Below are 20807 nucleotides of genomic sequence, written 5' to 3'. Positions count from 1 at the left end.
CCAGAGGGGGCGGATGCCGTGTGGCGGGGGAGCGTTCGCGTCAGGCGCTGCAGGAGAGGCGCGACTGGATGTCGCGCATGGCGTCGAGCTCGGCCGACTGGCCGGTCACGATCGCGCCGGCGACCTCTTTCACACGCGCGTCGGAGCCGAGCTCGATGACGGCCTGAGCCATGGGGATGGCGCCCTGGTGGTGGCGGATCATCAGCTCGAGGAACAGGCAGTCCGCGGGGCGCCCCTGATCGCTGCGCAGCTCGTCGAGCTGGGCGTCGGTGGCCATGCCCATCTCGGAGAGCAGCTGCTCCTGCGTGAGCGCCGCGGTGTCTCCGTGGCTGTGCTCGCCGGACTTCTCCATCCACGTCATGAGCGGCTGACTCGAGGACTGGGGGAGGCCCCACTGCACGAGCCATCCGTACATCTCGCCGCGCTGGCCCGATTGGGCGGTGGCGATGTCGTACGAGAGCGTGCGGAGCTCGTCGTCGTCGGTCTTGCGGTAGATCTCCATCGCCATGAGCACGGCCTGTGTATGGTGCACCTGCATGTCGCGGGCGAAGCCGGCTTCGGCCGAGTTCTCGCCCGGGTGCGGGGGCGCCGCCGTCGCGCCGAACGCCGTGAAGCGTCCGATCGCGAAGGCGACGGCGATCACGGCGACCGCGACGAGGGCGACGACGACCCAGCGGACCGCGGGACGCGCGACCGGGGCGTCGTCGCTCATCAGGCCTTGCCCGGACCGTCGAGGGCGCCCGAGCACGCGGCGTTCGGCTCGGGGGCGTTCTGGCTGCGCCAGTACTCCGTGAAGAACTCCGTGATGCGCGGGTCGTTCGGGTCGTCGAGTGTGAGCTGGTGGTTCCACGCGCTGACCGCGATGGGGGTGTCCATGTCGGGGTAGGGCGAGAGCAGGGCGTAGCTCGAGGGCATGACAGCCTTGAGGGCGTCGATGCCGGCCTGGTCGACCCGCGCGGGGTCGTAGGTGATCCACACGGCGCCGTGCTCCATCGAGTGCACCGCGTTCTCGTTCTGCTGGGGCTGCGTGTAGACGCCGCAGTTGAGCCAGATCGGGTTGTGCGGTCCGCCGGCGGGCGGGTTCTGCTCGTACGTCACCGCGCCCTGCACGTGGTCGGAGCGGTTCTGGAACGTCTCGACGCCGCTGATCTCGCGGCCCGTGCTGTTGCCGGCCTGGTAGCTGGTCGGGGGAGCGGGGGCGAAGGCGAACGAGGCGATGACGAGGCCGATTACCGCGACGGCGGCCGTAGAACCCACGACCCACCACACGAGCTTGCCGCGCTTACGCTTCGCGACCTGCTTCTGGTACTCGGCCAGCTTCTCCTGGCGCTTCTGCTCACGCTGCTGCTTGACCGTGAGGTCGATCTGGGCCTGCTTGGCCGGGTTGCCGCTGGCTCGTTTGTCGGAGGGGGAGGTCATGCGCTGTGTTCTGTCTCTCTTCGGGGCGGGACACATCGGCATCCGCCGACGCCCCCAGCCTATGCGGGTGAATGGGCCGATGGCCTGGGAGGAACCCGCGAGCCCGGGATGGTGGGGTGCGGGTGGTCACGGTAGTATGACGATGTCGAATCGATTCGAGGTTCGACGATCCCCCTCTTTTCTCAGCCCGATTCCGTCGGGCTGTCCGTGTTGCGAAACGAAACCAGACGCGTGCTCGATACTGCCTCCCACCCCGTCATCCCCTCGTCGTCCCGCCCCCCGCAGACGAACACCGGCGCGATCCGCGCGATCGGCAAGAACCCCGCCACGGCGCCGATCGTGCTGCACCCGGGCGACGCCATCCCGGCATCGCGGCGCTTCCTGTACATCCTCGTGCTCGGCGCGCTCACCGCCCTGGGCCCGTTCACGATCGACCTGTACCTGCCCGCGTTCCCCGTGCTCGAGGCCGACTTCCAGACGACGGCGGCCGCGATCCAGCTCACGCTGACCGGCACGATGATCGGCTTCGCGCTGGGGCAGCTCATCGTGGGACCGCTCAGCGACAAGGTCGGCCGCCGCCTGCCGTTGCTCTCGGTCACGGCGCTGCACGTGGCCGCGAGCATCTTCGCGGCCTCGGCGCCCACTCTCGAGACCCTCTCGATCGCCCGCGTGCTGATGGGCGCGGGCGCGGCCGCCGGTGGAGTCGTGGCCGCCGCGATCATCCGCGACCTGTTCGGTGGCCGCCGCCTCGTGGTCATGCTGTCGCGCATGGCGATGGTGTCGGGGGTGGCGCCCGTGCTCGCACCACTCGCCGGCTCGGCCCTTCTGCTCGTGATGAATTGGCGCGGCATCTTCGTGGTGCTGGCCGTGTACGGCGCCGTCATGCTCGTCTCGGCGATCCTGTTCGTGCCCGAGACGCTCCCGCCCGCCCGCCGCGGGGGTCCCGGCGCCACCACCGTCTGGCAGCGCTACGCGAGCGTCTTCCGCGACCGCGTCTTCATCGGCGTGCTCATCATCGGGGCGATGACCTTCAGCGGGCTGTTCTCGTACCTGTCGGCATCCTCGTTCCTCTTCCAGGTGACCTATCAGTTCAGCGCGCAGGGATACGGCGTGCTGTTCGCGGCCAACTCGATCGGCGTCGTCGTGGGTGTGCAGGTGGCTTCGCGCCTCGCCGCCCGCTTCGGGCCGCAGTGGGTTCTCGCCGTGTCGACGGCGGTCCTCGTGCTCGCCGGCGGCGCGATCGTGCTGACCGACCAGCTCGGCCTCGGGCTGTGGGGAACCATCGTGCCCCTCTTCTTCTTCATGACCGCGTGCGGTTTCACCTTCCCGTGCGCTCAGGTGCTCGCGCTCGATCGTCACGGCAAGGCCGCGGGGACCGCGCAGTCGATCATCGGCGCGGCGAACTTCGGTGTGGCCGGCATCATCTCTCCGCTGGTGGGCCTGCTCGCCACCGGTTCGGGCATCACGGCCACGACCATGGCCTCGGTGATGCTGGGCTGCGCCGTCATCGGCGTGCTGTCGCTGTGGATCCTGGTGCGTCCGCGCACGGTCGAGCGTCTCGCGCCCTGATCGCCGCGGCGGCCCGGCCGGGTCCTCGGCCCGGCCAGCGCGAGCAGCGAGCCGGGAGGGATCGCGATCGCCGCAGAGCGGGATGGCGCCGACGCGGTGGCCGTTGCCGGGCTCGCGCGGCGCACACAGTAGCAGAGCCATCCCCGGGGGACGCGCGCGGCGTCCACCCATTCCGTCGTCGTCGTGGAGACGGCATCATGAGGCGATGGACGCCTCCGCGATCGACGACGTGCTCGACACGCGCCCGCAGCGCTTCCGCGCGACGGTGGGCGTGGTGCTCATCGCCCTCGCGTGCGCGCTGGGCGCGTGGGTGTTCTTCCGGGGGCCGAGTCCCTTCGCGATCGACGTGTGGTGGAACCAGCTGTTCGCATCCACGCCGTCTCAGCCCCTGCTGGTCTTCGCGATCGCGATGGACGCCGTCGGAGGCCATCTCACCGCGGTGCTGATCGTGCCGGTGCTCGGTGCGCTGGTGCTGTACCTGTCGCGTCGACGCTGGTCGGCCCTGTATTTCCTGACCGCCTCGGTGGGAAGCGCCCTGCTCGTGCAGGTGGTCAAGCACACCTTCGGTCGCGCGCGGCCGGAGGACATCCTGATCGTCAGCGATTACGGATCATTCCCCTCGGGGCATACGGCGAACGCGGCGACGATCGCGGTCGTCGCGGCCGTGCTCTTCCCGCGCCTCTGGGTGCGGATCGTCGGTGTCGCCTGGGTCGTGCTCATGGCCTTCAGCCGCACGTACCTGCACGCGCACTGGCTCTCGGACACCGCGGGCGGCGCGCTGATCGGCGCGGGTGCGGCGCTGATCCTGGCGGCGGCGTTCTCGCGACTTCGGGCGCGGGACGAAGACCGTCTCGCGATGCGGCGGGCGCGCAAGGCGGATGCCAGGGCGGCGGCCGCGTCGTAGGCTGTCGCGCATGAGCGAGCCCGGCGACGTGCCCTCCGTACCCTCCGACGAGCCCACGACGGCCGACGCTGAGGTCGCGCGGCTGCGCGCCGAGGCGGAGGCGGCCGAGGCCGAACTGCGACTCGCGCGGGCGCGAGCCGACCTCGCGGCGGCGGAGGCCACCGCGGCGGCGGCGCGGGCTCGAGCGGCCGGGGGAGCGGCGCCCGGCCCCGCGCCGGTCGTGCCGCCGGAGGAGCGCGATGCCCCAGCCCCAGCCCCGGCCCCAGCCCCGGCCCCGGCCGCGCCCGCATCGGCACCCGTGAGCGCCGCCGAGCCCCCGGCCCCGGCCCCGACCGAAGCCCCGGCCCCCACCGAAGCCCCGACCCCCACCGAAGCCCCGACCCCCGCAGCCCCCGTCGAGGGCCCGCTCTCCGCCGCCCAGGTCGACAAGATCGCCGCGGGGTACGCCGCCACCGGAGCCGCCCTCGACCTGGGCGTGCTCGTGAACGGCGGGCCGGTGGCATCCGTCCCCGTCCGCATCCCCCTCGCGATGACCAATCGGCACGGGCTCGTCGCCGGGGCGACGGGCACGGGCAAGACGCGCACGCTGCAACTGCTCGCCGAGCAGTTGTCCGAGAACGGGGTCCCGGTGTTCGCCGCCGACATCAAGGGCGACCTGTCGGGTCTCGCGGCCGAGGGCACCTCGAGCGAGAAGCTCCTCGCGCGTACCTCCGCCCTCGGTCAGGACTGGTCGGCGCGGTCGTTCCCGACCGAGTTCTTCGCCCTCGGCGACGACGTCGGTTCGGGGATTCCGGTGCGGGCGACCGTGTCGGGGTTCGGTCCGCTGCTGCTCAGCCGCGTGCTCGGGCTGAACGCGACGCAGGAGTCCAGCCTGGGTCTCGTCTTCCACTACGCCGACGAGAAGGGGCTGGCGCTCGTCGACCTCTCGGACCTGCGCGCGGTGCTCACCTACCTCACGAGCGACGAGGGCAAGGCCGAGCTCAAGGGGATCGGCGGGCTGTCGGCGGCGACCGCGGGTGTGATCCTGCGCGAGCTGGTCGCGTTCGCGGCCGTGGGCGCCGACAGCTTCTTCGGTGAGCCCGAGCTCGACGTCTCGGTGTTCCTGCGGACGGATGCCGCGGGGGCGGGCATCGTGAGCCTGCTCGAGGTGCCGAACGTGGCGGCGCGGCCCGAGCTGTACTCGACCTTCCTCATGTACCTGCTCGCGGAGCTCTACGAGGCGCTGCCGGAGGTCGGCGACGTCAACAAGCCCAAGCTCGTGTTCTTCTTCGACGAGGCGCACCTGCTGTTCCGCGACGCGTCGAAGGCGTTCCTCGAGGCGATCACGCAGACCGTGCGGTTGATCCGGTCGAAGGGCGTGGGCGTGTTCTTCGTCACGCAGACGCCCAAGGACGTGCCCGGAGACGTGCTCGCCCAGCTCGGCTCGCGCGTGCAGCACGCCCTGCGCGCGTTCACCCCCGACGACGCCACCGCGCTGCGCGCGTCCGTCCGCACGTACCCGGATTCGGGATACGACCTCGAGCGCGTGCTGCAGGAGCTCGGGACCGGCGAGGCGATCATCACGGTCATGAGCGAACGGGGAGCCCCCACGCCCGTGGCGTGGACGCGCATCTTCGCCCCGCGCGCTTCGATGTCGCCCATCCCCGCCGAGGCCATGGCGGCGGCGGTGTCGGCATCCCCCCTCTTCTCCACCTACGGCGCCCCGATCGACCGTGAGTCGGCGCGCGAGATCCTCGGCGCCCGCATGCAGGCGGCGGCCGAGGCCGAGGCTGCCGCTGAACGCGCGAAGAAAGAGGCCGCCGACGCCGCCGAGTACGCGAAGCAGAAGGCCGCGATCGACAAGGCGAACGCCGAGGCGCAGAAGAAGGCGCAACGCGAGTACGACCGCATCCTGAGGTCGACCGCCGCCCCGCGCAGCCGAACGAGCGCCCCCACCGCGGGCCTCGACGGTCTGCTCGGACGCGGGGCGACCAAGAGCATCGTGAACGGCGTCATCCGCGGACTGTTCGGCAACGGCCGACGCCGCTGAATCCCGGAGGACAAAAACGGGACGGGATGCCGATCACCCGGCATCCCGTCCCGTTCTCGTCGTCGGCGGTTACGGCCGGTTCAGCTCGAGGGGCATGGTGGACGTGTCGATCAGCGGATCGTCGTCCTGACGGGCGACGAGCGCCTTCGCCTCGGCCGGGGTCTCAACCGTGGGCACGGAACCGAGCAGGGGGCGCTTGGCCGTCTCGGGCATGGCCAGGAGCGCGACCAGCCCCATCGCGGCGAAGAACATGATGTAGAACGCCGGCATGAGCGTGTTGCCCGTCCAGTCGATCAGCGCCTGGCTGAACAACGGGGTCGTGCCGCCGAACAACGACACCGACACGTTGTACGCGATCGCCATCGCCCCGAAGCGCGAGGCGGTGGGGAAGAGCGCGGGCAGAGTGGATGCCGCGATGCTCGCGTAGAAGGCCACCGGCACCGCCGCGAGCACCAGGGCGATCATGACGGCCCACAGCTCGCCGATCTGCATGATCAGAAAGGCCGGAATCAGCAGGACCAGAGCGGACCCGGCGGCCGCGACGTAGATGGGTTTGCGGCCCACCCGGTCGCTGAGCCGGCCGAAGATCGGCAGCATGGCCGACATCAGCAGAAGGACGGGGATGGTCGCGACGGCCGAGCCCACATTCGAGATGCCGACTTCTTTCTCGAGGTAGACCGGCATGTAGCTGGTGAGGGCGTATCCCGCGGTGTTGGTCGCCGCGACGAGGGCGATCGCGATGAGCAGGGACTTCCAGTGGTGGCGCACGATCCCGGCGAGGCCCTGGCGGGACATCGGGTCGTCCTTATCGATCTCGTTCTCGGCCTCGGCCGCGTGCGTCTGCTCGAAGGAGGGGGTCTCGGGGATTTTCAGCCGGAACCAGATCGCGACGATGCCGAGGGGGATGGCGAGCAGGAACGGGATGCGCCATCCGTACTCGGTCATCGCGTCGGGGCCCGAGACGTTCGTGACGATGGCCGTGGTGATGGCCACCGCTCCGGCACCGGCGGCGAACCCGACGTAGGAGCCCACGTCGAGCCACGACGACCAGAAGCCGCGCCGCTTGTCGGGGGAGAACTCCGACACGTAGGTGGTCGCTCCGGCGTACTCCCCACCGGTGGAGAAGCCCTGGACCATCTTCAGCAGGTAGAGGGGGACGATCGCCCAGAGCCCGATCTGCGCCGAGGTGGGCAGGATGCCGATGAGCGCGGTGGCCGAGGCCATCATCGCCATCGTGAGGAAGAGCACCTTCTGCCGACCGATCCGGTCGCCGAGGGGGCCGAGGACGAAACCGCCGAAGGGGCGGACGAGGAAGGAGATCGCGAAGCCGAGCAGCGTGACGAGCAGGCCCCACGGGTCGGGCAGGTCGGAGGCGAAGACGGCGGTGAGCGTGACGGCGAGGTAGCCGTAGATGCCGAAGTCGAACCATTCCATGAAGTTGCCGACGACGGTGCCGCCGATGGCGGTGCGCACGCGCTTCTTGTCGACGACGATGACGTCGTCGACTTCGAGCCGGGGGGCTTCGGATGCCGAGGGGGATTTCTCGTTCATCCTTCTAGCGTTACCCCGATCCGCGTTTCGTTTCCAGTCCGGGGCATGCGCGGGGCGGTCGTGCTAATAAGGCGTCTCGGGCGGTCGTCAAGCCCCCGGCGATGTCGGACGTCCGGCGTACGGTGTCGGGCATGACCGAGCTCTCCGCCCCCACCGGCCGCGAACCCGCGCTCGTCGCCCAGCCCCGCTCCGACGGGACGGCTCCGAGGGCTCTGGTGCTCGGCGCCACCGGCTATCTGGGCGGCAGGCTCGTTCCCCGCCTGCTGTCGGCGGGCTACCGGGTGCGCGTGCTCGCCCGCGATCCGCGACGGGTCGAGGCCTTCCCCTGGGGCGACGAGGTCGAGACCGCCGCGGGGGATGCGACTGACGCCGAGGCCGTCCGTGCGGCGGTCGAGGGCGTCGACGTGCTCTACTACCTCATCCACTCCATGGGCAGCGCCCGCGACTTCGAGGCCACCGACCGCGTGGCCGCCCAGACCGTCGCCGACGCGGCGTCCGCGGCATCCGTCTCTCGCATCGTGTACCTCGGGGGCCTGCACCCCGATGACGCCACGCTCTCGGCGCACCTGCGATCGCGCGTCGAAGTGGGACAGATCCTCCTGCACAGCGGTGTGCCGACCCTCGTGCTGCAGGCGGGCGTCGTCATCGGGTCGGGCTCGGCGTCCTTCGAGATGGTGCGCCACCTCACCGACGTGCTGCCGTACATGCCCGCACCCAAGTGGGTGCGCAACCACATCCAGCCGATCGCCGTGCGCGACGTGCTGCACTACCTGCTCGGCGCGGCGCGCGTGGCCCCCAACGTCAACCGGGCGGTCGACATCGGCGGGCCCGACGTGCTGCGCTACGGCCAGATGATGAACGGCTACGCGATGGAGGCCGGATTGCCCCAGCGCGCGATCGCCTCGCTGCCGGTGCTCACGCCCCGCCTCGCCTCGCACTGGGTCAACCTGGTCACCCCGATCCCCAAGTCCATCGCGCGGCCGCTCGTGGAGTCCCTGCAGAACGACTGCGTGGTCAAAGACCGCGCCATCGACGACCTCGTGCCCCGCCCCGAGGGCGGGCTCATGCCGTACCGCGAGGCCGTGCGCCGAGCGCTGGGGCGCGTGAACGACGACGCGATCGAGACCAGCTGGCAAGACGCCGAGGTGTCGGGCGCCCCGAGCGATCCGCTGCCCAGCGACCCCGAGTGGGCGGGGCGACTCGTCTACACCGACATCCGCACCATGACGACGAAAGCGAGCGCCGCCCAACTGTGGTCGGTGATCGAGGGGATCGGCGGAGAGAACGGCTGGTATTCCTCGCCGCTGCTCTGGGCGATCCGCGGCTGGATGGACCGTCTGGTCGGCGGGGTGGGCCTCGCCCGTGGCCGTCGCAGCCGGTCGGTGGTCACCGTGGGCGACGCCCTGGACTTTTGGCGCGTCGAGGCGATCGAACCGGGGCACCTGCTGCGCCTGCGCGCCGAGATGAAGGTGCCGGGAGGCGCGTGGCTCGAGCTGCGGGCCACGCCCGAGGGCGACGGTGCGCGGTTCGACCAGCGGGCCCTCTTCTTCCCGACCGGGCTCGCCGGGCGGCTCTACTGGTTGTCGGTGCTGCCCTTCCACGGGCTGATCTTCAGCGGCATGGCCCGGCGCATCACCGCCGCCGCCGAACACGTGCAGCGCGACGACCTCGCCCCGAAGGCGAAGGCCGGACGCATCGCCCCCGAGATCGCCGAGGTCGAGACGACCGCGGCTCCCTCGGCCTAGGCCGATCGCGTCCCGAGACCGGGCCCACGCCATCGATCGCGCCCGTAGGCTGAGCCGCGTGCCCCATCACGCTCGCGTCCTGACCGTGTCCGATCGCTCGGCAGCGGGCCTCCGCGAAGACCGCGGGGGACCCTTGGCCGTGTCGTTGCTGCGCGAGGCGGGATTCGACTGCGCCGACGCGGTCGTGGTCGCCGACGGGGCCGACAGTGTCGCGACCGCCCTGCGTGCGTTGATCGCGGAGGGGACGGGGCTCATCGTCACGACCGGCGGCACGGGCATCGCCCCCACCGACCGCACGCCCGAGGGAACGGCACGCGTGCTCGACCGCGAGATCCCCGGCATCGCCGAAGAGCTGCGGCGCCGCGGGCTCGCGGACACGCCGATGGCCGTCATCTCGCGCGGCCTCGCGGGCATCGTCGACCCGGGCACCCTGATCGTCAACCTTCCGGGGTCGACCCGTGCCGTGGCATCCGGGATCGCCGTCATCGCCGAGCTCGCGCCCCACGTGCTCGACCAGCTCGCCGGAGGAGACCACTCATGAGCGCCGTCCGCATCGCCCGCCTGTCCGAGACGCCCCTCGACCTCGACGCCCACCTCGACGCCGTCGAGGACTCGTCGTCGGGAGCGGTCACCACCTTCGTCGGGCGCGTGCGCGACATCGACCCTGACGCTTCGGGCGCCGTCGTGGCGCTCGAGTACAGCGCGCACCCCGATGCCGAGCAGACCCTGCACCGCATCGCCGAAAGTGCGGCCGCCGGCACCGACGCGATCGTCGCGGTCAGCCACCGCGTGGGCCGGCTGGGCGTGGGCGAGGCGGCGGTCGTGATCGCCGTGGCATCCGGTCACCGCGCCGAGGCGTTCGAGGTGTGCCGCACGGTGATCGAGACGATCAAGACCGACCTACCCGTCTGGAAGCGCCAGGTCGAGGCCGACGGCACGACGGAGTGGAAGGGCCTGGGCGGCTAAGAGCCGCGGGCCACGCAGCCGGGGTCCGACAGTGCTCAGCCCCCGGCGAAGGGCGGGAGCACGTCGACGTGCGTGACCCCCGCGAGTGGGGCATCGTCGTCGTGGCGCGTGCCGTCGACGAGCACGGCGCAGCGATCCAGGATCTCGCCCAGAGCCGGGTGGTCGGCGACGACGGCTGCGCGCAGCGCCCTCAGAGACGGTTCGGCCCGGTCCTCGGCATCCGTTCCTGCCGCCTCCGCCGCGGCGGCGAAGTAGCGTACGCGCACGCTCATGCGTCTTCTCCGGGACGCACCCAGTCGCCCGACTTACCGCCGGTCTTCGACACGATGCGCACGTTCTCGATGACCGTGCCCTTGTCCATGCCCTTCACCATGTCGACGATCGCCAGCGCCGAGACCGAGACGCTCGTGAGGGCCTCCATCTCAACGCCCGTGCGGTCGGCGGTGCCGACGGTGGCTTCGATCTCGACGCCCTCGTCGGTGATCTCGAGGTCGACCGAGGCGCGGTGCACTCCGATCACGTGCGCGAGCGGGAGGAGGGCGGGAGTGGACTTCGCGGCCTGGATGCCGGCGATCCGGGCCACCGCGAGCACGTCGCCCTTGGGGGCCGTGCCATCGCGGAGGGCGGCGACCACCTCGGGGGCGCAGCGCACGAAGCCGCGCGCCGAGGCGGTGCGGACGGTGGGCTGCTTGAGGGTGACGTCGACCATGCGGGCGTGGCCCGCGGCATCCAGGTGGGTGAAGGTCATGGAATCAGCATGACATCGAGCGGGTCGCCCACCGACACGGTGGACACCTCGGCGGGGACGATCGCGAAGGCCTCGGCGCGCGCGAGGGAGGCGGCGAGGTGCGAGCCCGATCCGCCCGCCGTGGCGGGGCGCACGGTGCCGGCGACGAGGTCGATCGCCGCCGGGAGGTACTGGCGACGGCCGGGCGAGGTGGTCCAGGTCTCGGATGCCGTGAGCCGGGCGATCCGCCGGTCGATCACGGTGCGGCCCTGCAGGGCGAGGAGGGCGGGGCGCACGAACACCTCGAACGACACAGCGACGCTCACGGGGTTGCCGGGCAGGCCGAAGACGAGCCGGCCGTCATCGAGCGCGCCGAAGGCCTGGGGCTTGCCGGGCTGCATCGCGACCTTCTCGAACGCGATGCGCCCCTCGAGAGCCTGGCGCACGGGCTCGTAGGCCCCGGCGCTCACGCCCCCGCTGAAGACGATGACGTCGACGTCGGCCGCGTGATCGAGCAGGGCGTGGATGGCGTTCGCGTCGTCCTGCAGGCTCGACGTCACCGTGACCTCCGCGCCCGTCTCCGCGACGAGGGCCGCCAGCAGCGTCGAGTTGGAGTCGGGGGTCTGACCGCGCCCTGGGACGACCCCGGGGACGACCAGTTCGCTGCCGGTCGACACGACGGCGACCCGCGGGCGGCGGTGTACCTCGAGCTCGGCGACGCCTGCCGCGGCGGCCGCGGCCAGCGCGAACGGTCCCAGGCGCTCCCCGGCCGACAGGACGACCTCGCCTGCGCGGGTGTCGCCGCCGCGGCGGCGGATGAAGGCTCCGGATGCCGCGGGCGCGCGCCGCACCTCGACGGTGCCCAGCGAATCGGCGAGGCCTCCCGCGGTGTCTTCGAACGGCACGATCGCGTCGGCGTCGGTGGGCACGGGCGCACCCGTCATGATGCGCACCGCCTCGCCGGCACCGAACGACGGGTCGTCGGACGACCCGGCCGGCAGATCGGCGACGACGCGCAGGGTCACGGGGTTCTCGGCATCCGCCCCCTCGACGTCGGCGACGTGAACCGCGAAGCCGTCCATCGAGGAGTTGTCGAAGCCGGGCAGGTCGTGAGCAGTGCGCACGGGGGCGGCGAGCGTGCGGGCGGCCGCATCGGCGAGGCGCACGGTCCCGACGGGCAGGAGCGTGACGGCGTCGAGCACGCGGGCGCGGTGGTCCTCGACGGTGAGCAGCGGGGTCATCGGGGCCTCCGGGGTCAGGACGAAACGGCGGGGCGGGCGGCGGGCGAGAGTGGGATCACGTCGTGACGGGCGCGCAGGGCGTCGATCACGACGAGCCGGCCGAGCAAAGGCTCTCCCGCGCCGGTGACGAGCTTGATCGCCTCGGTGGCCAGCATCCCCCCGACCTGCACGCACAGCGATCCGAGCACGCCGACCTGGGCGCACGTGGGCGGCTCTCCGGCGGAACCGGTGGGGAAGAGGTCGCCGAGCACGACGGGCGCGTGCCCCTCGGGCGGAGTCGACCAGAACACGGTCACCTGGGCGGCCCACTCCTGCACGGCTCCCCAGACGAGGGGGATGCCGAGATCCTCGGTCGCGGCGGCGACGGCCTCTCGCGTGTCGAAGGTGTCGCTCCCGTCGATCACGAGGTGTGCGCCCGCGAAGAGCTCGGCAGCATTGTCGGAGGTCAGTCGTACCGTTCGTTCATGGACGACGGTGAGGGGCGACAGGTCGCGCACGGCACGAGCGGCGGATGCCGTCTTGGCGGTGCCGATGTCGGTGATGCGGTGCGCGAGCTGGCGCTGCAGGTTGGTGCGCTCGACGGTGTCGTCGTCGATGACGACGAGCTCGCCGACCCCGGCCGCGGCCAGCGCGAGCAGCACGGGCGAGCCGAGGCCGCCGGCTCCGACGAGCGCGATGCGCGCTGCGGCCAGGCGGCGCTGGCCCTCCTCGCCGATCGCGGCGAGCACGGCGTGACGAGCGGTGCGGATGAGTTCTTCGGGGGCGAGCGACGCCACCGGTTCGACGAGCGGCTTCATCCGCCGATCGCGCTCATCGTGCGCTCGGGCTGCACGAAGTCGGGGCGCGCGAGCCCTACGCGGTCGGAGCCGTGGGCGCGGGGCTTCGCCCACATGGCCTCGCGCCAGACCTGCGCGATACCGGCGTCGTCGGCTCCCGCACGCAGGGTCGAGAGAAGGTCGGTCTCTTCGTGCGAGAACAGGCACGAGCGCACCTTGCCGTCGGCCGTCACCCGGGTACGTGTGCAGGCGGCGCAGAAGGGTTCGGTGACCGAGGAGATGATGCCGATGTGTCCGGCGACGGCGGTCTCTCCGGGGCGGCGGACCTCCCACCGCTCGGCGGGGGCGGCGCCGCGTCCGCGTGGATCGGGGGTGAGAGAGAACGCCGTCTCGATCTCGGCGCGGATGTCGCGCGCGGCGATGACGTTCGTCGCCATCCACGATCGGTCTCCGTCGAGGGGCATGTCCTCGATGAAGCGCATCTCGAACCCGTTGGTCACGGCCCAATCGACGAGCGAGACGATCTCGGTGTCGTTGATGCCGCGCAGCAGGACCGCGTTGATCTTGATGGGCCCGAGGCCTGCGGCGCGCGCGGCCTGGAGGCCCGCGAGCACCTTGTCGAGGTGCGGGCGGCGGGTGAGCTCGGCGAAGGTCTCGGGGTGCAGGGTGTCGAGCGAGACGTTGAGGCGGGTGAGGCCCGCGTCCTTCAGCGCCTGGGCGCGGCGATCGAGACCCACGGCGTTCGTGGTCATCGAGATGGGCAGGTCGGGGTTGTCCTCGCGGATGCCGGCGATGATGAACTCGAGGTCCTTGCGCACGAGGGGCTCGCCGCCGGTGATCCGCAGTTCCTCCGCACCGAGGGACTGCACGGCGACGCGGACGATGCGGCGGATCTCGTCGGTCGACATCAACTGCGTCTGCGGGAGCCAGGGCATCCCGTCGGCCGGCATGCAGTACGTGCAACGCAGGTTGCACTTGTCGATGACCGAGACGCGTAGGTCGGTCGCGACGCGGCCGAAGCGGTCGAGCAGTCCGCCGGACTGCGGGGCGCCGGTCGCGGCGAGGGCCGTCGCGCCGGATGCCGGAGAGGGGGCGCCGGTCGCCGGGAGGGCGGTCGCGCCCGATGCCGGAGAGGCGGCGCCGGTCGAGGGGAGCGCGGTGGCCCCCGATGACGTCACGGTCGCGCCGAGGGCCACGGCCACCGGCCGTCGCGTTGGGCTCGCGTGCTCGGCATCCATGGGTCGAGCCTAGGTCAGCGCGGGGAGGGGGAGGGCGACGGGCCCGAGTCTCACGGGAGGGGTACGGTCGGGGGATGCCGAACACCTTCCGGATCGCGCAGGCTGCGCGTCTGCTCGGAGTCAGCGACGACACCGTTCGCCGGTGGATCGACCAGGGTGCGCTGCCGACGACCGGGGCGTCGCCGACGGAGATCCCCGGGGCGGCGCTGGCCGCGCGGGCGGTGGCGCTCGCGGCCGAGCCCGATGACCCGACCGCGATCGCCTCGAGCGCCCGCAACCGCTTCGTGGGGATCGTCACCCGCGTGCAGATCGACGGGGTCATGGCCCAGGTCGACCTGCAGTGCGGACCCCACCGGGTGGTGTCGCTCATGTCGGCCGAGGCCGCCGAAGAGCTTGCTCTCGAGCCGGGGTCGCTGGCCGTCGCGTCGGTGAAGGCGACGGTCGTCACCGTCGAGGCCCCGCGCGGCTGAGACCCCGGATCGTCGGGCGAGCGCCGGGCGGGGCTTTGCCCGTCGAGACCGTATCTCGCTGACGACTCTGCGTCCGGCGGCAACCGATTCGTCGGCGAGATGCCGTCTCGCGGGCCCGAGCGGACGAAATGACCCCCTGACTCCGCATATGCGGAACAATGGGAGGTCAGCGAGCCGCCGGCGCGCCGAAAGGAACGTCATGAGCCGCCCCCTCCGTCTTGCCGTCGTCGCCGCCGCGGCGGCCCTGCTCGCCGGGTGCGCGAGCTCCGCACCCGCGCCCGCGGCATCCGAGGACTCCCTCTCGGGAACGCTGGAGGTGTACGCCGCCGCCTCGCTGCAGCGGTCGTTCGACGAGATCGCCGCCGCGTTTGAGGCCGCCCATCCCGGGGTCACGGTGAGCGCGGTGTACGACGGATCGAGCACCCTCGCGACGCAGATCGGTGAGGGCGCGCCGGCCGACGTGTTCGCCTCGGCCGACGAGAAGAACATGGCGAAGGTGAAGGAGCAGGCACCCGACCCCCGGCTGTTCGCCGGCAACACCCTCGTGATCGCCGTGCCGAAGGGTAATCCCGGCGCCGTGGCCACCCTCGCGGACCTGGCCCGGGTCACGACGGTGCTGTGCGCCCCCGAGGTCCCGTGCGGCGCGGCGTCGCAGACCCTCCTGTCGAACGCCGGAGTCGCCGTCACGCCCGCCAGCTCCGAGCAGAACGTCACCGCCGTGCTCACCAAGGTCGCCGCCTCCGAGGCCGACGCGGGTCTCGTCTACGCCACCGACGTCAACGGTCGCGACGACGTCGAGACGATCGTGCCGGCCGGTGCCGACGCCGTCGTCAACCGCTACCCGATCGCCGCCCTGACCGGTGCCCCGAACCCCGAGGCCGCGGCCGCATTCGTGGCGTTCGTGCTCGGGCAGGACGGGCAACGCGTGCTCGCCGACGCGGGCTTCCGCGTGCCGTGAGAGCGGCGGGATACATCCCCCGCTGGCTGATCGTGCCGGCGGTGCTCGGCCTGCTGTTCCTGCTGGTTCCGCTCACCGCCCTCATCGCGCGGGTGGAGTGGGCGACGCTCTGGAGCGACGTGACGTCGGAGGCCGCCCTCTCGGCCCTGGCGTTGTCGCTGGGAACGGGGGCCGCGGCCACCGCGGTGTGCGCGGTGGCCGGCATCCCTCTCGCCCTTCTCATCGCCCGCAGTCCCGCGCGGACGGCGGCTCTGCTGCGCGCGGTCGTCACCGTGCCGCTCGTGCTGCCCCCGATGGTCGGCGGCGTCGCCCTGCTGTATCTGTTCGGGCGCAACGGCTGGTTCGGCTTCCTCGCCCTGCCGTTCACCACCACCGCTGTCGTGCTGGCCCAGGTGTTCGTCGCCCTTCCGTTCCTCGTCCTCGCGGTCGAGGGGGCGCTGCGCAGCACGGGGGTCGAATTCGAACGCGCCGCCGCCTCGCTCGGGGCGTCGCGCGCGACGATCCTCCGGCGCGTCACCCTGCCGTTGGCCGCTCCCGGCATCGTCGCCGGAGTGGTGCTGTGCTTCGCTCGAGCGATCGGGGAGTTCGGGGCGACCGCGCTGTTCGCGGGCAACCGCCCCGGTGTCACGCAGACGATGCCGCTGGCGATCTACACCGCGTTCAACGGAGCGGGAGTGTCCCAGGGCACCGCGGTCGCTCTGTCGCTGCTGCTGCTGATCACCGCCGTCGCCGTGCTGCTGCTCGTGCGCGGGTGGCGACCGGGGGTGGGCAGATGACGATTCCGGATGCCGCTGAGCTCCGCGCCCGCATCCGCGTGCGCCGCCGTGACTTCGTCGTCGACGCCACGCTCGACGTCGCCCCGGGCGAGACCGTCGCCGTGATGGGCCGGAGCGGCGCGGGGAAGTCGACGCTGCTCGGCGCGCTCGCCGGGCTCACGCCGCTCGATGAGGGGGAGATCTCGGTCGACGGGCGGGTCCTCGACCGCCCGCCGCGCACGCGGACCGCCCCGATGCACCGGGGGATCGTGCTGCTCGGGCAGGAGGCGCGCCTCTTTCCGCACCTCCCCGTGCGCGAGAACGTCGCCTTCGGTCCGCGGGCGGCCGGGGTAACGGCATCCGTCGCCCGCGACGCCGCCGAGGAGTGGCTAGTCCGCGTCGGATTGCCGGGCACGGGCGATCGGCGCCCCGCACAGTTGTCGGGCGGCGAGCAGCAACGCGTCGCGGTTGCCCGGGCTCTGGCGGCCGAGCCGCGGGTCGTCCTGCTCGACGAACCCCTCGTCGCGCTCGATGCGCTCACGGCCTCGGAGATCCGCGCGATGCTGAGGGAGCGGCTCGCGGGCGTGACGACCGTCGCCGTCACCCACGACGCGATCGACGCGGCCGCCCTGGCCGACCGCCTCGTAATCGTGGAGCGCGGGCGGGTGACGCAGGAGGGGCCCGTTCGCGAGGTGCTTTCGGCCCCGCTCACCGACGTCGCGGCGCGGATCGCCGGTCTGGAGCGGCTCGTCGGCGAGGCCCGCGGCGGGGCGTTCGTGCGGGGCGCGCTCCGGCTCGCGTCGGCGGATCCGGCCTCTCGTGCGCTCGCCGCGACCGACGGTGCCGCTCTCGCGGCGGTCTACCGTGCGACCGACGCGCGACTCGGAGAGGGGACTCCGGTCCGCGTGGTCTCCCTGGAGCCCACGCCGACCGGCGTGCGCGTCGTCACCGACGAGGGTTCCGCCGAGGTGGCGCCGATCGAGGCGGCATCCATCCGGCCCGGCGACACGGTGCGGTGGAGCGTGCCGCCGGAGCGCGTCCGCTTCGTCGCGTCACGCTGACTCAGGCCGCCGCCACGCGCCCGTTCTCGAGCCGCACCTCGCGGTCGACCAGCCCCTCCGGCACCTCGACGTGCGAGACCAGCACGACGGCCCGGTCCCGTCCGATCGCACCGAGCAGGTCGACGAGCAGAGCGTCGGATGCCGCGGGATCGACGCCCGCGGTGGGCTCGTCGAGCACGAGCACCGGGAAGTCGCGCAGCACCGCCCGCGCGAGCGCGAGACGCTGAGCCTGCCCGCCGGACACCAGCCCACCCCGGTCGCCGACTCGGGCGTCGAGGCCGCCGCGCTCGCGGACCCAGAGATCGAGGCCGACGCGCTCGAGCACCGTCCACAGTTCGTCGTCGGTGGCGCCCTCGCGCGCGAAGAGGAGGTTCTGGCGCACGGACTCGTCGAACAGGTACGGCGACTGCTCGATGATCCCGACGGTGCGGCGCAGATCGTCGCCCGAGATGTCGCGGGCTTCGATGCCGCCGACCCGGTACGAGCCCTCGTAGTCGAGGAAGCGCGTGAGCACGTGCGCCAGCGTGGTCTTGCCCGCTCCGCTCGGACCCGTGACGAGGACGCGCTCGCCCGGCCCCAGGCGCAGGGCGATGTCGTCGAGGCGGCCGGCGTCGGCGTCGAGGTCGTCGCGTGCCGGCCAGTGCGCGCGGACGCCGGTCAGTTCGAGGCCCGCGCCGAGGATCGGCGCCGCACCGGTTGCGGCGTGCTCGTCGCGGGGGAGTCCGTCGGGGACGGCTTCGGGCACGGCGTCGGCGATACGTTCCGCCGCGGAGCGCACCTGGCGCCAGGAGGCCAGGGCGAGGGGCACCGGCCCGAACACCTCGAACACGGCCATCGGCACCAGCACGACGACGGCGAGCTCCGGGCCCGACAGGGATCCACCGGCGAGCGACGGGGCGGCGACGAGCAGGGCGGCGAGCGAGGCGACCCCGGCGAGCACCGAGACGGCTCCCGAGGTGAGCCCCTGCGCCCCGCCGCGTCGGACGACGGCTCGGCGCAGAGCGGCATCGGCACGGCGGACGCGCTCGGTCGCGGCATCCAGGGCTCCGTAGGCCGTCAGCACGTCGAGGTTCGCGAGCAGGTCGTGCACCGCGTCGGCGACGGCGGCGCGGAGGGGGGCGATCGAGCGCTCGGCGCGGGCACCGGTGGCCCCGCCCACGACGACCGCGACGGCGAACGCGACCGCCAGGCAGACGAACAGCACGACGGCCGCGGGCCACGAGTCGATCGCGGTGAACACCACGGCGGCGAGCGAGGTGAGGACGGCGACCGCGAGGGGGAGCATCACGCGCAGGGGGAGGTTCTGCAGTTCGTCGACGTCGTCGACGACGCTCGAGAGCAGCCCCCCGCGCCGCGAGCGCGCGAGTCCGTCGGGAGCGAGGGGGACGAGGTCGCGCACGAGATCGGCGCGAACTCCCGCGAGCTGTTCCAGGGCCGCGTCGTGTCCGGTGAGGCGCTCGAGGTAGCGGAACACTCCCCGCGACAGGGCGAACGCGCGTACCCCGACCACCGCCATCGACAGGTACATCACGAGGGGCTGTTCGGCGGCCCGCGCGATGAGCCACGCGCTCGCCGCGAGGAGTGCGATCGAGCTCGCCGCGGTGCCGAAACCCGACAGCACCGCGGGCGCGAAGCGTCGCCGCGAGGGCATCGCCGAGCGCAGGATGCCGCGGACACGCGCGTTCACGACCGCACCTGCCGTCCGCGTGCGCGCGAGGGGTCAGAATCTGTCGCCTGGGACCCCGTTGAAGCGACAGATTCCGACCCCTCACGCAAAAGGGACGGGGGCGTGAGCTCGACCACCTCGTCGGCGATCGCGCGGGCGGAGCGGCGGTGCGAGACGAGGAGCACGCCGCGGCCGGCGTCGGCCTCGCGGCGGAGGGTCTTCCACAGGTGGGCCTCGGTGTCGGCATCCAGGGCGCTCGACGGCTCGTCGAGCACGAGCACCGGCACCGCGCCGATTCGCGCGCGGTACAGGGCCCGCGCGACGGCGACGCGTTGCGCCTGGCCGCCCGAGAGGCCCGCTCCTCCCGCACCGAGCACGATCCCGGGGTCGATGTCGGATGCGCCCGCGTCGGCCAGGGCGGCGGAGATGCGGCCGGAGTCGAGGGGGGACCCGAGCGACACGTTCTCGGCGACCGTGCCCGACACCAGCCCCGGCCGCTGGCCCGCCCAGGCGACCGCGTCGCGGGCGTGCGGGACGGCGACGCCGTCGACGCGCACCTGGCCGTCGTGCGCGGCGTACCCGAGGAGAGCGGCGATCAGCGACGACTTCCCGACGCCGCTCGGGCCGGTCACGAGCACCACCCTTCCGGGCCCTACCGACAGCGATACGCGGGGCAGCGCGTGTCCCTCGCGGTGCACCCGGACCCCCTCGAGCGTCACCGTCGATCCGAGCGTCGAGGTCATGGCATCCGGACCCCGCTCTTCTCGAGCGGAGCGCGCGGCGTCGAGCGTGTCGAAGATCTCGTCGGTCGCCGCGACCCCCTCGGACGCGGCGTGGAACTGCACGCCCACCTGGCGCAGGGGCAGGTACGCCTCGGGGGCGAGCAGCAGCACGAACAGACCGACGAGCAGGCTGAGATCGCCCGAGAGCAGGCGGAAGCCGATGGTGACCGCCACGATCGCGACCGAGATCGATGCCAGGAACTCCAGCGCGAACCCGGAGAGGAACGACACGCGCAGCACCGTCATCGTCTCGCGCTTGTAGTCGCGCGTGATCGTCTCGATCGAGTCCGCCGCGCGATGCTGCCGACCGAAGGCCCTGAGGGTGCCGAGGCCTTCGACGGTGTCGGCGAAGCGCGCGGCCAGGCGGCCGAGGGTGCGGTACTGCTTCTGCTGCACGCCGCGGGTCGCCCAGCCGATCAGCACCATGAACAGGGGGATCAGGGGGATCGTGAGCACAACGATCAGGCCCGACAGCGGGTCGGCGAGCGTGATCGCCCCGATGAGGATCGGCATCGTGATGGCGGTGGCGACCAGCTGCGGCAGGTACCGGCCGAAGTAGGCGTCGAGCGCCTCGAGACCGTGGCCCGCCGTGACCGCGAGCGAGGCGGAATTGCGGCGAGCGAGCCAGGCGGGGCCGAGGCGTCCGACCGCGCCGATCACGGCCGTCCGCAGCTGCAGCGACGCCGCGGCCGCCCCCGGGCCGACACGCGCTCCGAGGCCGCCCCGAGGAGCCCGCGGAGCAGGACGAGCGATGCCGCGACCCCCACGAACCCCCACAGCTCGCCGACCGTTCGGCCCGCGATGACGCCGACCAGGGCGCTGGTGAGCGCCCAGGCGAATCCGATGATCGTGCCCGTCTGGGCGAGGACGATCGCCGCGGTCACCGCGAAGAAGCCGCGGGAGGCGGTGGCGTGACGGAGCAGCCGGGGGTCGACGGGTTTCATGACGGT

At 72.5% G+C, this 20807-nt stretch carries 21 protein-coding genes; 10 read left to right on the top strand and 11 right to left on the bottom strand.

Annotated features, from left to right (window positions below; all coding sequences use genetic code 11):
• Positions 1 to 40: 40 nt before the first annotated feature.
• Together OVA26_RS14505 and OVA26_RS14500 are read right to left on the bottom strand one after the other, a co-directional pair.
• Positions 41 to 712, bottom strand: coding sequence for a DUF305 domain-containing protein (locus tag OVA26_RS14505; RefSeq protein WP_268104590.1), 672 nt, complete (start codon positions 710 to 712; stop codon positions 41 to 43).
• Positions 712 to 1419, bottom strand: coding sequence for a DUF3105 domain-containing protein (locus tag OVA26_RS14500; RefSeq protein WP_268104589.1), 708 nt, complete (start codon positions 1417 to 1419; stop codon positions 712 to 714). The genes OVA26_RS14505 and OVA26_RS14500 overlap by 1 nt, the downstream gene beginning before the upstream one ends.
• A gap of 231 nt (positions 1420 to 1650) precedes the next feature.
• Here OVA26_RS14500 and OVA26_RS14495 point away from each other — a divergent pair, with 231 nt between their 5' ends.
• The 3 genes from OVA26_RS14495 to OVA26_RS14485 all read left to right on the top strand — a co-directional run bounded on the left by OVA26_RS14495 (position 1651) and on the right by OVA26_RS14485 (position 5921).
• Positions 1651 to 2988 carry a multidrug effflux MFS transporter gene (locus OVA26_RS14495; RefSeq protein WP_186316681.1) on the top strand — a complete coding sequence of 446 codons (1338 nt, stop codon included), beginning with the start codon at positions 1651 to 1653 and terminating at the stop codon, positions 2986 to 2988.
• A 205-nt stretch (positions 2989 to 3193) separates the two neighbouring features.
• Positions 3194 to 3892, top strand: a complete 699-nt coding sequence (locus tag OVA26_RS14490) for a phosphatase PAP2 family protein (protein WP_268104588.1) — start codon at positions 3194 to 3196, stop codon at positions 3890 to 3892.
• A 10-nt stretch (positions 3893 to 3902) separates the two neighbouring features.
• Positions 3903 to 5921, top strand: a complete 2019-nt coding sequence (locus OVA26_RS14485; RefSeq protein WP_268104587.1) for a helicase HerA-like domain-containing protein — start codon at positions 3903 to 3905, stop codon at positions 5919 to 5921.
• A gap of 69 nt (positions 5922 to 5990) precedes the next feature.
• Here OVA26_RS14485 and OVA26_RS14480 read toward each other — a convergent pair whose 3' ends face one another.
• Positions 5991 to 7472 (bottom strand): MFS transporter, encoded by a 1482-nt coding sequence (locus tag OVA26_RS14480; protein WP_268104581.1) that lies wholly within the window; start codon positions 7470 to 7472, stop codon positions 5991 to 5993.
• 131 nt (positions 7473 to 7603) lie between these two features.
• Here OVA26_RS14480 and OVA26_RS14475 point away from each other — a divergent pair, with 131 nt between their 5' ends.
• Genes OVA26_RS14475 through OVA26_RS14465 form a run of 3 tightly spaced genes read left to right on the top strand, consistent with a single transcriptional unit; the run spans position 7604 to position 10183 of the window.
• Positions 7604 to 9217, top strand: a complete 1614-nt coding sequence (locus OVA26_RS14475; RefSeq protein ID WP_056230282.1) for an SDR family oxidoreductase — start codon at positions 7604 to 7606, stop codon at positions 9215 to 9217.
• A gap of 58 nt (positions 9218 to 9275) precedes the next feature.
• Positions 9276 to 9758 (top strand): MogA/MoaB family molybdenum cofactor biosynthesis protein, encoded by a 483-nt coding sequence (locus OVA26_RS14470; protein ID WP_268104580.1) that lies wholly within the window; start codon positions 9276 to 9278, stop codon positions 9756 to 9758.
• Positions 9755 to 10183 (top strand): molybdenum cofactor biosynthesis protein MoaE, encoded by a 429-nt coding sequence (locus OVA26_RS14465; RefSeq protein ID WP_268104579.1) that lies wholly within the window; start codon positions 9755 to 9757, stop codon positions 10181 to 10183. The genes OVA26_RS14470 and OVA26_RS14465 overlap by 4 nt, the downstream gene beginning before the upstream one ends.
• Before the next feature lie 35 nt (positions 10184 to 10218).
• Here the strand turns inward: OVA26_RS14465 and OVA26_RS14460 are convergent, their stop codons facing one another.
• The 5 genes from OVA26_RS14460 to moaA are packed head-to-tail and all read right to left on the bottom strand — an operon-like array spanning position 10219 to position 14165.
• Positions 10219 to 10455: a MoaD/ThiS family protein gene (locus OVA26_RS14460; protein WP_268104578.1), complete on the bottom strand. Its 237-nt coding sequence runs from the start codon at positions 10453 to 10455 to the stop codon at positions 10219 to 10221.
• Positions 10452 to 10931, bottom strand: a complete 480-nt coding sequence (gene moaC / locus OVA26_RS14455) for a cyclic pyranopterin monophosphate synthase MoaC (protein ID WP_268104577.1) — start codon at positions 10929 to 10931, stop codon at positions 10452 to 10454. The genes OVA26_RS14460 and moaC overlap by 4 nt, the downstream gene beginning before the upstream one ends.
• Positions 10928 to 12151, bottom strand: coding sequence for a molybdopterin molybdotransferase MoeA (locus OVA26_RS14450; RefSeq protein WP_268104575.1), 1224 nt, complete (start codon positions 12149 to 12151; stop codon positions 10928 to 10930). The genes moaC and OVA26_RS14450 overlap by 4 nt, the downstream gene beginning before the upstream one ends.
• Before the next feature lie 14 nt (positions 12152 to 12165).
• Entirely contained in the window at positions 12166 to 12948 is a 783-nt protein-coding gene (locus OVA26_RS14445) for a HesA/MoeB/ThiF family protein (RefSeq protein WP_074695581.1), read from the bottom strand.
• Positions 12945 to 14165, bottom strand: coding sequence for a GTP 3',8-cyclase MoaA (gene moaA, locus OVA26_RS14440; RefSeq protein ID WP_268104574.1), 1221 nt, complete (start codon positions 14163 to 14165; stop codon positions 12945 to 12947). The genes OVA26_RS14445 and moaA overlap by 4 nt, the downstream gene beginning before the upstream one ends.
• A 74-nt stretch (positions 14166 to 14239) precedes the next feature.
• On the opposite strand from moaA, the gene OVA26_RS14435 reads away from it, so the two are divergent.
• The 4 genes from OVA26_RS14435 to OVA26_RS14420 all read left to right on the top strand — a co-directional run bounded on the left by OVA26_RS14435 (position 14240) and on the right by OVA26_RS14420 (position 17409).
• A complete protein-coding gene (locus tag OVA26_RS14435; RefSeq protein WP_074695585.1) occupies positions 14240 to 14635 on the top strand; it encodes a TOBE domain-containing protein in 396 nt (131 codons plus the stop codon).
• Between the two features lie 199 nt (positions 14636 to 14834).
• A complete protein-coding gene (gene modA, locus OVA26_RS14430) occupies positions 14835 to 15593 on the top strand; it encodes a molybdate ABC transporter substrate-binding protein (RefSeq protein WP_268104573.1) in 759 nt (252 codons plus the stop codon).
• Positions 15590 to 16369, top strand: coding sequence for a molybdate ABC transporter permease subunit (gene modB / locus OVA26_RS14425; protein ID WP_268104572.1), 780 nt, complete (start codon positions 15590 to 15592; stop codon positions 16367 to 16369). The genes modA and modB overlap by 4 nt, the downstream gene beginning before the upstream one ends.
• Complete coding sequence (locus tag OVA26_RS14420; protein WP_268104571.1) at positions 16366 to 17409, top strand: sulfate/molybdate ABC transporter ATP-binding protein; 1044 nt, start codon at positions 16366 to 16368, stop codon at positions 17407 to 17409. Before modB ends, OVA26_RS14420 begins: the two co-directional genes overlap by 4 nt.
• A 1-nt stretch (position 17410) precedes the next feature.
• Here OVA26_RS14420 and cydC read toward each other — a convergent pair whose 3' ends face one another.
• From cydC to OVA26_RS17380, 3 genes are read right to left on the bottom strand one after another with little or no spacing between them, the layout of a single operon-like run.
• Entirely contained in the window at positions 17411 to 19096 is a 1686-nt protein-coding gene (gene cydC, locus OVA26_RS14415; protein ID WP_268104570.1) for a thiol reductant ABC exporter subunit CydC, read from the bottom strand.
• Positions 19093 to 20517, bottom strand: a complete 1425-nt coding sequence (gene cydD / locus OVA26_RS14410) for a thiol reductant ABC exporter subunit CydD (RefSeq protein WP_326493372.1) — start codon at positions 20515 to 20517, stop codon at positions 19093 to 19095. Before cydD ends, cydC begins: the two co-directional genes overlap by 4 nt.
• Positions 20514 to 20801: a hypothetical protein gene (locus OVA26_RS17380; RefSeq protein WP_326493371.1), complete on the bottom strand. Its 288-nt coding sequence runs from the start codon at positions 20799 to 20801 to the stop codon at positions 20514 to 20516. Before OVA26_RS17380 ends, cydD begins: the two co-directional genes overlap by 4 nt.
• Between the last annotated feature and the right edge of the window lie 6 nt (positions 20802 to 20807).

This window comes from Microbacterium sp. SL62 (assembly GCF_026672635.1).
Taxonomy (GTDB): Bacteria; Actinomycetota; Actinomycetes; order Actinomycetales; family Microbacteriaceae; genus Microbacterium; species Microbacterium testaceum_A.
This window is presented reverse-complemented; position numbering and strand designations above follow the sequence as displayed.